10 protein-coding genes are annotated in these 12,839 nt (G+C 68.5%); 3 read left to right on the plus strand and 7 right to left on the minus strand.

The genetic code is table 11. From position 1 onward, the window contains the following. Window positions 1-18 precede the first annotated feature (18 nt). Entirely contained in the window at window positions 19-705 is a 687-nt protein-coding gene (locus CLV01_RS03745; RefSeq protein WP_099734969.1) for a winged helix-turn-helix domain-containing protein, read from the plus strand. A gap of 68 nt (window positions 706-773) precedes the next feature. Here CLV01_RS03745 and CLV01_RS03750 read toward each other — a convergent pair whose 3' ends face one another. The 6 genes from CLV01_RS03750 to CLV01_RS03775 all read right to left on the minus strand — a co-directional run bounded on the left by CLV01_RS03750 (window position 774) and on the right by CLV01_RS03775 (window position 6,342). Beyond that, the gene (locus CLV01_RS03750) at window positions 774-1,781 is read right to left on the minus strand and encodes a transketolase family protein (RefSeq protein ID WP_099734968.1); all 1,008 of its coding nucleotides are present in this window, start codon (window positions 1,779-1,781) and stop codon (window positions 774-776) included. Beyond that, window positions 1,778-2,638, minus strand: a complete 861-nt coding sequence (locus tag CLV01_RS03755) for a transketolase (protein ID WP_099734967.1) — start codon at window positions 2,636-2,638, stop codon at window positions 1,778-1,780. The genes CLV01_RS03750 and CLV01_RS03755 overlap by 4 nt, the downstream gene beginning before the upstream one ends. Window positions 2,639-2,671: 33 nt before the next feature. Further along, entirely contained in the window at window positions 2,672-3,931 is a 1,260-nt protein-coding gene (locus CLV01_RS03760) for a TRAP transporter large permease (RefSeq protein ID WP_017406354.1), read from the minus strand. Window positions 3,932-3,944: 13 nt separating this feature from the next. Further along, window positions 3,945-4,499 (minus strand): TRAP transporter small permease, encoded by a 555-nt coding sequence (locus CLV01_RS03765; RefSeq protein ID WP_099734966.1) that lies wholly within the window; start codon window positions 4,497-4,499, stop codon window positions 3,945-3,947. Window positions 4,500-4,516: 17 nt separating this feature from the next. Next, window positions 4,517-5,518 (minus strand): TRAP transporter substrate-binding protein, encoded by a 1,002-nt coding sequence (locus CLV01_RS03770; RefSeq protein ID WP_065347174.1) that lies wholly within the window; start codon window positions 5,516-5,518, stop codon window positions 4,517-4,519. Between the two features lie 74 nt (window positions 5,519-5,592). Next, window positions 5,593-6,342, minus strand: a complete 750-nt coding sequence (locus tag CLV01_RS03775; protein WP_099734965.1) for an SDR family NAD(P)-dependent oxidoreductase — start codon at window positions 6,340-6,342, stop codon at window positions 5,593-5,595. Window positions 6,343-6,504: 162 nt separating this feature from the next. On the opposite strand from CLV01_RS03775, the gene CLV01_RS03780 reads away from it, so the two are divergent. Both CLV01_RS03780 and CLV01_RS03785 read left to right on the plus strand, forming a co-directional pair. Beyond that, complete coding sequence (locus CLV01_RS03780; protein WP_034389598.1) at window positions 6,505-7,419, plus strand: LysR substrate-binding domain-containing protein; 915 nt, start codon at window positions 6,505-6,507, stop codon at window positions 7,417-7,419. Window positions 7,420-7,662: 243 nt separating this feature from the next. Continuing rightward, on the plus strand, window positions 7,663-10,266 hold the full coding sequence (locus CLV01_RS03785) for a putative bifunctional diguanylate cyclase/phosphodiesterase (RefSeq protein WP_043820100.1): 2,604 nt from the start codon (window positions 7,663-7,665) through the stop codon (window positions 10,264-10,266). 44 nt (window positions 10,267-10,310) lie between these two features. On the opposite strand, the gene CLV01_RS03790 is transcribed toward CLV01_RS03785, so the two are convergent. Further along, a complete protein-coding gene (locus CLV01_RS03790; RefSeq protein WP_099734964.1) occupies window positions 10,311-12,836 on the minus strand; it encodes a sensor histidine kinase in 2,526 nt (841 codons plus the stop codon). Between the last annotated feature and the right edge of the window lie 3 nt (window positions 12,837-12,839).

Raw genomic sequence — 12,839 nt, forward strand, 5'->3', positions numbered from 1 at the left:
GCGTGCGAAGGAAAAGACATGAAGATCCTGATCGTGGATGCCCACCCGCCGTCGGCGCAGTACCTGTGCCAGGGCCTGTGCCAGGACGGATTCAACGTCGATGTCGTGCATGACGGTCTGCAGGGCCGCAACCTGGCACTGAGCCGCGCCTACAGCCTGCTCGTGCTGGATCTGGACCTGCCTGGCCAGAGCGGGCGTGCGGTCCTGCAGACCCTGCTCCAGGCGGGCGACACGCCCACCATCGTGGTCACCGCAAACGACAGTCTGGAGGACCAGGTGTTCTGCCTGCAGAACGGCGCCGATGACTACCTGGTCAAACCCGTCAGGTTGCCGGTGTTCCTGGCCCGCGCGCGGCTGCGGATGCGAGGCGCGGCCGGCCAGGAGGGCCTGCGCCTGACATTGGCGGATCTGGTGCTGGACCTGTCGAAAAAGCGGGTCGAGCGTGCCGGCCGGCGACTGGACCTGACTCGCCAGGAATTCGCCGTGCTGTGGCTGCTGCTGCAGCGCCAGGGCGATGTGGTCACGCGCGCCGAACTGGTGCAGCAGGTCTGGAGCCTGCCCGTCGATGCGCTGAACAACGTGGTGGATGTGGCGGTGTGCAGGCTGCGCAGCAAGCTCGATGATCCCTATGCGGTCAAGCTGCTGCACACGGTGCGCGGCATGGGCTACCTGCTGGCGTTGCGCGACGGGGATCCCGCCAAGTAGCCCTCATCTGCACTGCACTGCACTGCCCTGCTTTGCTCTGGTGCGCCCGCTGCCACAACGCCGGGCGTTCAGTCCAGCCACTGCCGGATGCGTCCCGCCAGCGCCTGGGCGCTGATGCCGTAGCGCTCATGCAGCGTGGGCAGGGCGCCCGCATCGAGGAAGGCGTCCGGCAGGCCCGCCAGCCGAAAGCGCGCGGGCCGCACATCGCGCTCCAGCAGGGCGCCGGCCACGGCCTCGCCCAGGCCGCCCACCACCGAATGGTTCTCCGCCACCACCACCAGGCGCGGCCCGCTGGCCACGGCCTGCACGATGGCCTGCACATCCAGCGGCTTGATGGTGGCGCAGTGCAGCACGGCGGCGCCCACGTTGTCGGCGGCCAGCAGTTGGGCGGCCTCCAGCGCGCGCATGGTCATGAAGCCGCTGCAGATGATGAGCACCTCGCGGCCCTCGCGCAGCATCTTCGCCTTGCCCAGCTCGAAACGGTAGTCGTACTCGTCCAGCACCAGCGGCACGTTGCCGCGCAGCAGCCGCATGTAGACGGGGCCGCGGTGTGCCGCGATCTGGGGCACGGCCTGGGTGATGTCCAGCGCATCGCAGGGATCGACGATGGTCAGCCCCGGCACGGCCCGCATCATGGCCAGATCGTCCGTGGCCTGGTGGCTGGGGCCGTAGCCCGTGGTCAGGCCGGGCAGGGCGCAGCAGATCTTGACGTCCAGGTTTTCCTCGGCAATCACCTGATGGATGAAGTCATAGGCCCGGCGCGTGCCGAACACCGCATAGGTGGTGGCAAAGGGCGTGAGCCCCTCCTTGGCCATGCCGCCGGCGGCGGCCATGAGCAACTGCTCGGCCATGCCCATCTGGAAGAAGCGCTCGGGGTGGGCCTGGGCGAACAGGTGCAGGTCGGTGTACTTGGCCAGGTCGGCCGTCATGCCCACCACATCGGGCCGGCTGGCGGCCAGCTCCACCAGGGCCTTGCCGAAGGGCGCGGCCTGCACGCGCTGACCCTCGGCGGCGATGGAGGCAATCATGGCCGAGGTGGTCGGCCGGGGCTTGGGGGTGGCAAGAGGCATGTTCATGGCAGGGCGGGCTCCAGGGGTTGCGATGCGTCCAGGATGGCGATGGCCTGCTGCCACTCGGGCGGATCGACGCGGATGAAATGGTTCTTCTCGCGCTGCTCCAGGAAGGGCACGCCCTTGCCCATCAGCGTGTCGCAGAGGATGACGCGGGGCCGGTCCTCGGCCAGCGTACGCGCCGCGTCGAAGGCCTGCACCACCTGGGCCAGGTCGTTGCCGTCCACGCGCTGCACATGCCAGCCGAAGGCGGCCCATTTGTCGGCCAGCGGCTCGAAGCCCAGCATGCGCGTGGACGGGCCGTCGGCCTGCTGGTTGTTCACGTCCACCAGGCAGATCAGCCGGCCCAGCCCGTGGTGGGCGGCGGACAGCGCGGCCTCCCAGGTCGAGCCCTCGTCCAGCTCGCCGTCGGACATGGAGTTGTAGACAAAGGCATCGCTGCCCTTGTGGCGCAGCGCCAGCGCCATGCCCACGGCGATCGGCAGGCCCTGGCCCAGCGAGCCGCCCGAAATCTCCATGCCCGGCGTATAGCTGGCCATGCCCGACATGGGCAGGCGGCTGTCATCGCTGCCATAGGTCTGGAGTTCCTCGTCGGACAGGATGCCCGCCTCGGCCAGGGCCGCGTAGAAGGCGATGGCGTAGTGGCCGTGCGAGAGCAGGAAGCGGTCGCGGCCCTCCCACCCGGGCTCATCGGGCCGCAGCCGCAGCGCGTCGCCATAGGCCACGGCCAGCACATCGGCCCAGCCCAGGGCCTGGCCTATGTAGCCCTGGCCCTGCACCTCGCCCATTTGCAGGGCGCGGCGGCGTATGCGCCAGGCACAGGCCGCGAGCCGGTCCAGGCGCTGTTGCAGTTCTTGGTTCATGCATCGTCTCCTCGGGATGGAAGGGCGCGCGGCTCAGCGCAGGATGCTGGCCGGCACATAGGACACCAGCGCCAGCACGGCCAGCGCCACCAGGTAGAAGGGAATCAGCTCGCGCACGGTCTGGCCCACCTTGACCCGGGCCAGCGAGCTCGTGATGAACAGCGTCGTGCCCACGGGTGGCGTGTACAGCCCCAGGGCCAGGTTCACGACCATCATGATTCCCAGCTGGGTCATGTCCATGCCGATGCTCTGGGCCAGCGGCACGAACACCGGCGTGAGCAGCAGCACGGCGGCCGGCAGGTCGATGAACATGCCGATGAAGAGCATCAGCAGGTTCATCAGCACGATCACCAGCCAGGCCGAATGCACATGCGACTGCACCCACTGCACGATGCCGTCGGGCATGCGGTCGAAGGTCAACAGCCAGCCGATGGCCGACGAGGCCATGATCACCAGCAGCACCACGCCCGTGGCCAAGCCCGCATGCACCACCGCATCGTTGAGCCGGCGCCAGCCCAGGTCGCGGTAGATGGCGGCCGACACCAGGCCCGCATACAGCGTGGACAGCACGGCCACCTCGGTGGGCGTGGCGATGCCGAAGCGCAGGAACACGATGATCAGCACCGGCAGCAGCAGGGCCGGGCTGGCGTACAGCAGGTGGCGCCGGAAGGCGGGCCAGGCAAAGGGCGTGGTGTCGCGCGGAAAGCCGCGCCTGCGGCCCACCCACCAGCACACGCCCATGAAGCCCGCGCACATCAGCAGCCCCGGCACGATGCCTGCCACGAACAGCGCCGCAATCGAGGCATTGGCGCTGAGCGCGAACAGGATCATGGGGATCGAGGGCGGGATCAGGATGTCGATGGTGGCCGCCGCCGCCAGCGTGGCCGCCGAGAACGCGGGCGGGTAGCCCAGCCGCCTGTGCCACGGGATCATCAGCGAGCCGATGGCCGAGGCATCGGCCACGGCCGAGCCCGACACCCCGCCGAACAGCGTGGACGACATCACCCCCACCTGGGCCGGCCCGCCGTGAAAGCGCCCTATCAGCGCCGACAGCACGCCCACCAGGGCTTCGCCCAGGCGCCCGCCCATCATCAGCGAGCCGGTGAGCATGAAGAACGGAATGGCGATCAGCGGAAAGCTCTGCACCTGGGCCACCATCTGCTGCACCAGCAGGTCCAGCGGCACGCGGTCCGAGGTGGCGGCCGCTGCCATGGCGCCCATGAGCAGCGCGTGGGCAATGGGCATGGCGATCACGGCGCCCGCCATGAAGACGAAAAGCATGATGAAGGACATGGACCTGCCCCCTTCACCAGTGCACGGCGGCCACGGGCCGCGCGGGTTCGGCATCGGCACTTGCGGCATCGGCCGCATCTGCAGCCCCTGCGGATGCCCGGCCCCCGCCCGCCACGCAGGCGCGCCAGGCCGACTGCAGGGCCAGCAAGGCCAGCAGCGCCATGCCCACCATCACGCAGCCATAGGTCAGCGAGCCGGGAATGCCCAGGATCTGGCTGCGCTCTTCATGCACGATCTCCAGCATGTTCAGCGTGGACCAGGCCAGCGTGGCGTACAGGGCGGCCACGGCCAGCCAGCCCAGCACGGCCGTGGCGCGCTGCACGCGGGCCGGCAGCGCCTCGACCAGAAAGCTCGTGGTGATGTGGGCACCATGGGCGGCGGCCAGCACCACGCCCGACATCACCAGCCAGGGAAACAGCAGCTCGGGCACCTCGTTGGCCCATTGCAGGCTGGCGCCGCTGGCATAGCGCAGGGCGGTGTTGCACACCAGGATCACGAAGATCACCAGGGTGCTGGTCCACAGCACGGCGCGGCACAGGCCCGTGACCAGGCGTTCGATGAGATTCATGGACGGCTCCCTGCACTTCACTGCGCGCCTGCGGCCTTGACGACCTTGGCGATATAGGGGCCCGCAGGGCTGGCCAGCCACTTGTCCTGTACCTTGGCCGTGGCCTGGGCGAAGGCCCGCGCGTCGATGGTGCTCACCTCCACGCCCTTGGCGCGGATGTCGTCCAGCAGCTTGTCGTCGGCCTCGCGCGCCAGCTGGCGCTGGTAGGCCGTGGCCTCCTGCGCAGCCTCGGTCAGCAGCGTGCGGTCGGCGGCCGGCAGCCGGTCCCAGCTGCGCTTGCCCATGAGCAGCGGCGTCATCTGGAACATGTGGCCCGTCAGCGTCAGGTGCTTTTGCACCTCGTACAGCTTGCTGGCGTGGAAGTTGGCCAGCGGGTTCTCCTGGCCATCGACCACGCCCTGCTGCAGGGCCACGTACAGCTCGGCGAACTTGATCTGCTGGGCCTCGGCCCCCAGGGCCTGGATGATGTCCACCAGCACCGCGTCGGGCGGCGTGCGCATCTTCAGGCCCTTGAGATCGTCCACGCTGCGCAGGGGCCGCTTGCTGTTGGTCATGTGGCGTATGCCGTTGTCCCAGTAGCCCAGCACCACCATGCCCTTGGCGGCCGATTTGTCGGCCAGCTCCCGGCCCAGCGGCCCGTCCAGCACCTGGAAGGCACGGGCCGGCGTGGCGAAGAGAAACGGCATGCCATAGGCCGCGTACTCGGGCACGGCCGCTGCCACCGCGCCCTGGGAATTGGCCGACAGGTCCAGCGCGCCCGTGCGCAGGGCCGTCACCATGGCCGCGTCGTCGCCCAGCTGGGCCGAGGGCGCGACCTGCACCTCGATACGGCCCGCGCTGCGCGCCTTCACGAGTTCGGCGAACTTCAGCGAGGCCAGGTGGCGCGGATTGTCGGGGGCCGCGCCGTGGCCCAGCGTGAGCTTCACGGCCTGGGCGCCGGCCAGTGCCGGCAGCAGCAGGGCGCAGGCTGCCAAGGCCCTTGCGGCCAGGGCAGCGCGTTGGAAATGCTTGTTCTGCATGGTCTTGTCTCCTTTGCTTTTTGGGGGGCCATGCGCACCATGGCCAGGCCGGTGGGGTGCGGGTGAGGATGCAGTCAGTGGATGAGCATCCCGCCGTTCACATCGAGCGTGATGCCCGTGCAATAGCCAGCCAGGTCGCTGGCCAGGAACACGCAGGCGCCGGCCACATCGTCGGCGCGGCCCAGGCGTGCCAGCGGAATCGTGGCGGAGATCTCGCGCTTGCGTTCGGGGCCGAGCTTGCCCTGGGTGATATCGGTCTCGATCAGGCCCGGCGTGACGCAGTTGATGCGTATGCCATCGCCGCCGAACTCGCGCGCCATGGCGCGGGCCAGGCCCAGCACCCCGGCCTTGGCCGCCGAGTAGTGCGGCCCGCCGAAGATGCCGCCGCCGCGCTGGGCCGAGACGGAGGAGATGCAGACGATGGCGCCCGCTTGCTGCCTGCGCATGGCCGGCAGCACGGCCTGGGACATGTACAGCGTGCCGCGCAGGCTCACGTCGAGCACGCGGTCGTAGTCGGCCCCGCCGATCTCCAGCGTGCCCACGGCCTGCGTGATGCCCGCGTTGTTGACCAGCGCATCGATGCGCCCGAAGGCGCGCAGCACGGCGGCGGCGGCCGCCTCGCACGATGGCTTGTCCGTCACGTCGGCCACCAGCCCCAGGTGCCCGTCGCCCAGCCGTGCGGCCGCGCCGGACGGATCGGCCCGCTCCAGGTCGAGGATGGCCACGCGGGCCCCCTGGGCGGCCATCTGGCGCGCCGTGGCAAAACCGAGTCCGTTGATCCCTGCGCCGCCGGTGATGATGGCGACCCTGTCCTTGAGCAGCATGTGCCTGTCTCCGCTGTAGTGGTGGTGGATGCAGCCATCTTGGGCTGTCACGAGCATGAAGACAAACGATGTTTCATCAGCCTAAGATGACGGTTCTTCAGCTCACGTACGGGGTCTCCCGGGGTCTGCCCGTGAGCTGCCCGCGTCTTCGAGGAACTTGCCATGGCGTCCATTCCCAGCAGTGCCCACCTGCAGGCCTTCGAGGCCGTGGCGCGCCGGCGCAGCTTCGCGCTGGCGGCCTCCGAGCTGCACCTGACGGCCTCGGCCGTCAGCCACCAGGTGGCCAAGCTGGAGGCGCAGCTGGGCGTGCGCCTGTTCGAGCGCAGCGCGCATGGCGTGCGTCTGAGCCGCCCGGGGCAGGCCTACCTGGAGCGGGTGGGCGGGGCGCTGGCGGCCATCGTCTCGGCCACCGAGGACCTGCGCCACAGCATGAGCAACAGCCTGTACGTGCACTGCGCGCCCAGCATCGCCAGCCTCTGGCTCATGCCCCGGCTGCGGGACTTTGCGCGGGCCTGCCCGCACATTGCGCTGAACCTGTCGGCTGCGCATTCGCACAGCGACTTCGCGCTGGGCCAGGCCGATATCGACATCCGCTACGGCATTGCGCAGTGGCCGGAGCTGGAGGTGGAGCCCCTGTTCGAGGAGCACATTCTTCCGCTGGCCAGCCCCGCCTTCGTGGCCGAGCATGGGCTGCAGCGCGTGCAGCAGTTGCTGCATGTGCCGCTGATCCAGAGCAACGTCAGCATCGTCCAGTGGTCGGACTGGTTCCAGTCGTTCTCGCAGCTGCGCGCGCCAGAGCGCTTTGCCGTGCGTTTCGACCGCGCCCAGATGTCGCTGGACGCGGCCACGCAGGGCCTGGGCGTGGCGCTGGAAAGCGCCATGAATGCGGGCGGCCACATTGCCGACGGCCGGCTGGTGGCCCCCTTCGGCGTGGACCGGGCCCTGCGCGTCAAGGCCCACTTTGCTGTCTACCCCGCGCGCAACGCCCGGCGGCCCGCCGTGGCGGCCTTCCTGGCCTGGCTGCATGCCGAGGCTGCCCGCACCGAGCAGCAGCCCTGCCGCCAGAGCCCGGACTGAGTTGGCCGCCAGCCCCGGAAAATGGCAGAACGGATATTCCTGCACCCATTGCGAAAAACCTGCGATGCAATTTCTCTATGAATGAGCCAGTGTGCGGTAAATGGTTTTATTGCCCCTGTTTTCGGTGAATGACGACGTGATTGCCAGCAGGGATTGGCAATAATTCGGGACAGCCATACACACAGGGAGTGCCACGCTGAAATGGCCAAATCAGCAAGACGCCGATTTATCGGACTGATCACGGTGAGCTACGGATTGTTCGCATTCGGCTGGATCCTTCTGTCCGACAAGCTGTTGTTCGCATTGGCAGGGAGTGCGGATATCGGCTGGCTTTCCGTCGTCAAAGGGCTGTTCTTTGTGCTGGCCACGGACTTCCTGCTGTTCTTCGCGCTGTGCTCGGTGCCGGCCGCGCACAGCGGCGGCGCCTCCGCCATCACCCAGGAAATGGGGCCGCGCCGTTTTCCGGTCTGGGCCTCCTATCTGTTTGCCCTGGCCATGAGCCTGGCCGTGCTGGCCGCCAGCAGCACGCTGGCCAGCCATTTCGGTGAACGCTCGCTGCTGCTGCTGTTCATGCTGCCCGTGCTGGTCAGTGCGCTGATCGGCGGCCTGGGGCCGGGCCTGCTGGCCACGGCCTTTGCCGCCTACAGCCTGGACCAGACCGACGGCGTCGCCGTGCGCGACTGGGCGCAGTGGGGGGTGGTGGCCGTCAACGGCCTGGCCGTGAGCGTGCTGGCCGAGACGCTGCAGCGCTCGCTGCGCAAGGCCAACATGCAGCGACAACTGCTCGACTCGGTGATCTCGGGCACCTCGGACGCCGTCTTCGTGAAGGACCTGCGCGGGCGCTACCTGCTGGTCAACCGGGCCGCCGCCAGCCTGGTGGGCCGCCAGGCCGAGGACATCGTGGGCAAGGACGACTTCGCGCTCTTTCCCTTCGGCATCGCCAGCGCCATCCGCAGGAAGGACCAGGCTGTGCTGCGCCAGGAGGTGGCCACGCATGAGGAGCAGCTGACGGTGGAGCCGGGCAGGACGCTGGACCTCCTGGTCACCAAGGGCCCGGTGCGCAACACCGCAGGCCACATCGCGGGCCTGTTCGGCATCTCCCGGGACATCACCGAGCGCAAGCGCTTCGAGCGCGAACTGGCCCAGGCCGCCGTGGTGTTCGACAGCAGCCACCAGGGCATCATGGTGGTCGATCCGGGGCGGCGCATCACGCGCGTCAACCCGGCCTTCACCCGCATCACCGGCTATGCGCCCGAGGACGTGATCGGCAAGACGCCGCGCGTGCTGTCCTCGGGCCTGCACGGCCCGGAGTTCTACCGGCAGATCTGGGCCTGCATCGCGCGCGACGGCTTCTGGCACGGCGAGATCTGGAACCGCCGCAAGACGGGCGAGATCTTCGCCGAGATGCTGTCCATCTCCGCCGCGCAGGGCGCCGGTGGCGAGATCGAGCACTACATCGGCGTCTTCACCGACATCAGCCACATCAAGGCCCACGAGGCCGAGCTCGAGCGCGTCACCCACTACGACCTGCTCACCGGCCTGCCCAACCGCCGCCTGCTGATCGACCGGCTCAACCAGGCCATGCTGCGCACGGCGCGCGAGGGCCGCTCCCTGGCCGTGTGCTTCCTGGACCTGGACGGCTTCAAGGAAATCAACGACCTGCACGGCGCGGCCGCAGGCGATGCGCTGCTGGTGGGCGTGGCCGCCCACCTCAAGAGCGTGCTGCGCTCCGAGGACACGCTGGCCCGGCTCGGCGGCGACGAGTTCGTGCTGCTGCTGTCGCACATCGGCTCGGCCGAGCACTGCTCCACCATCCTCGACCGGGTGCTGGAGGCGGCCAGCCGTCCCGTGCCCGTGCAGGACCGGGTGCTGTCCGTGACCGCCAGCGTGGGTGTCAGCCTCTACCCCGACGACCAGGCCGACCCCGACCTGCTGCTGCGCCATGCCGACCAGGCCATGTGCGTGGCCAAGCAGGCCGGGCGCAACCGCTACCAGCTGTTCGATCCGGAAAACGACCGCAAGGCCCATGCGCGCCGCCTGCAGCTGGGCTGGCTGCGCCAGGCGCTGGAGAAGGGTGAATTCCTGCTGCACTACCAGCCCAAGGTGGAGCTGGGCGGCGGCAAGCTGGTGGGTGCCGAGGCCCTGCTGCGCTGGCACGACCCGCGCCAGGGCCTGCGCGCGCCGGGCGAGTTCCTGCCCTTCATCGCGGGCAGCGACCTGGAGCGGCCGCTGGGCGACTGGGTCATCGGCGAGGCCGTGGCCCAGGCGGCGCGCTGGTTCGGCCAGGGCCTGGACCTGTGCGTGAGCATCAACGTCAGCGCCAACCAGCTGCTGGACGGCGGCTTCCACGCCAAGATGGCCCAGGTGCTGGCCCGCCACCCGGACCTGCCGCCGCACCTGATCGAGCTGGAAATCCTGGAAAGCGCCGCCATTGCCGACATGGAGCAGGCCATCCAGGTGATGGGCCAGTGCCGGCAGCTGGGCATACGCTTTGCGCTGGACGACTTCGGCACCGGCTACTCCTCGCTCACCTACCTGCGCAAGCTGCCCGTGCAGTCGCTCAAGATCGACCAGAGCTTCGTGCGCGACATGCTGGCCGACCCGGACGACCTGGGCATCGTCGAAGGCGTCATCCAGCTGGCCAGCACCTTCCAGCTCGAATCGGTGGCCGAAGGCGTGGAAACGCCCAAGCATGCGCGCCGCCTGCGCGACATGGGCTGCCACGTGGCCCAGGGCTACGGCATCGCCCGGCCCATGCCCGCCGACCAGCTGCCCGCCTGGGCCGCGCGCTGGCAGGCCGGGGACAATTGGCTGGCGCATGGGCGGCATATGCCGTCCGAGGCCTGAGCTTCGCGTCCCGGCGCCAGTGCCGATGCCGGTGCTGGTGCCGGCTATGTCAACTCGGCTGGACGGGTTTCCATGGCATTGCGGGTGGGCAAGGTGATGCAGAACATGGCCCCTCCTGCGGGGCCGTTGCTGGCGACGACGGTGCCGTCCATGGTGTCGATGATCTTGCGGCAGATGGCCAGGCCCAGGCCCGTGCCGCCCGAGCCGTCCTTGGTCTTGCTGGACTGCACGAAGGGCTGGAAGATCTTGTCCAGTTCCTGCGGCGGAATGCCCGGTCCCTGGTCGGAGACGGCAATGCAGATATCGCCCTGTCCGTCGATGCGGCCCTGCACATCGATGCGCCCGCCAATGGGCGAGAACTTGATGGCATTGGCCAGCACATTGCGCACCACCTGCTGAAAGCGCACGGGGTCGGCCTTGGCGATCAGCGGCGTGTCGTCGAGCTCCAGCCGCAGGTCGATGAGCTTGTGCTGCTGCTGCGGCTCCAGCTCGCGGACCACGGGCCGTATCAGGCTCCTGAGGTCGGTGCGTTCCAGGTGGATGGTTCCCACGGCGCTTTCCAGCTTGGCGACATCCAGCAGGTCGTTGACCAGGGCCAGCATGCGCTGGCCGGCTGCATGGATGTCGTTGAACATGTCTGCCATCGCGGCATTGCCGTGAGAGCGCAGGCCGCCCAGCTCGGCAAAGCCCATGATGGACTGCAGCGGGGTGCGCAGCTCATGGCTCATGTTGGCCACGAATTCCGATTTCACGCGGAAGGCCTCTTCGGCCGCGTCGCGGGCTTCGTGGATGGCATGCTCGGCCGCGCGGAATTCGCTCACGTCCACAAAAATGCTGAGCACGCCGGTGATCCGGCCCTGGGCATCCTTGACTGCCGCCTTGGAGATCTGCACGTCGCGGTAGCTGCCGTCCACATGGGGCAGCCGGGCCTCCAGCACCATGGGCTGGCCTGAACGCATCACATCCTCATTGCCGTGCATCTGCAGCAGGTCATGGTCGCCAGAGTGCAGGCCCTCGACCTCATGGCCAAGCACGGCGTAGCGGCACCTGCCAAAGAAGTCTTCCCAGGCCTTGTTCACCAGGGCCACGCGCTGGCCCGCGTTCGTGACCAGCATGGGCAGGGGCGTGGTCTCGAACAGCAGGTGCTGGAAGGCCAGCTGGGTCTGCAGCTCCTGCTGGGCCTTCCAGCGGGCGGTCACGTCCACGGCGCTGCCGGCAAAGCCCACCAGCCGGCCCTCGCGCAGCAGGGGAACCACGGCGATGTCGCAGAGTATTTCCCTTTCGTCGGGAAGGCGAAAGCGCGCCTGGCAGTTGCGCAGGGCCAGCTTGGCCTGGGGGTCGAGCAGTGCCTGGATCTGGGGCCTGCAGGCTTCATGCACGATGCCCTCCAACGGCTGCCCTACCGCCTCGGCGCTGGGCTGCCCGGTCCACTGCTCCCAGCGGGCGTTCACGAAGGTCAGCCGGCCGTGGCTGTCGGTGCGGAAGATCAGCTCCTGCACGCTGCGCATGAGCACGGCCATCTCATGCTCGCTGCGGGCTATGCGCGCCTGGGCCTTTTCCATGGCCTGCTGGGCCGACTTCTGCACCCTGCGGGTCTTGAGCACCGACGCGCTCAGGCCGAGCACAAGGGCAAGAAGTGCAAGTCCGGCAACGAAGAAGGCGAAGGCATCGTCACGCCAGCGCGCGATCACCGCCGCGTAGGGCTCCTCCACCACCAGCAGCAGGGGCCAGTTGCGGACCGTGCGAAAGGACACGATCTCATGGGGGCCGAGCAGGCCGGCGCCAATGTAGGAGCCGAATTCGCTGCCTGGCAGCCATTTCTGGAAGATGGGGGTCTTGCGTGCAGAGGCCGTTTGTACGCCCCCGCCTGCGTTCGTGCTGGCCAGCGGTTGGCCGTCGTAGCTCAGCAGCACCGCCTCGTAGCTGAGGGTTTCCAGCGTGGCCTGGTAGAAGTTGGCCACGGCATCGGGATTGATCAGGCCCACCAGCACGGCGGGTGCGCCGCTGTCGTTTTCGAAGGCCAGGATCTGGGGCAGGTAGTGGACGCCCCGCGGTATTGCATGCGGGGCCAATGTCAGGGAAGAGAGGCTGCGGCCGCTGACAAGGCGTCCCAGTTGCACCTTGCCCAGGACCGGAGCCGATGCATTGTCCGGCAGCAACTGCTGCACCTCGATCTGCAGGCCGGCTTCGCCCGCCTGAGTGCTCGCCAGGATGTGGCCCTGGCCATCGAGCAGCGCCATGCTGCGCAGAACCGGCAGTTGGGCGACCACTTGCGCCATGGCCGCCTCGCGCGCGGCGCGCGGGCTGTCGGCGGACAGGATGACCGGATTGTGGGCCAGGCTCGCCAGGGCGACATCGCCGGTCTCGAAGGTCTTGCCGGTCTGATCTTCAAGCACCCGAGCCAGCAACGCTGCCTGGGCCTTGCTCTTGTCGGCCGCGGCGTGCAGCTGACTCCAGACAAAGAGCACCAAACCTGACAGCACGCACAGAGCAAATGTCAGAATCAATACCTTGAGGTGGGCGCTACGCCTGGCCTCCAGAAAATGATGTGCGGCCGTTTGTTTGGACATGAT

Origin of the sequence: Delftia sp. 60 (assembly GCF_002754395.1) — a bacterium.
Lineage (GTDB): Bacteria > Pseudomonadota > Gammaproteobacteria > Burkholderiales > Burkholderiaceae_C > Comamonas > Comamonas acidovorans.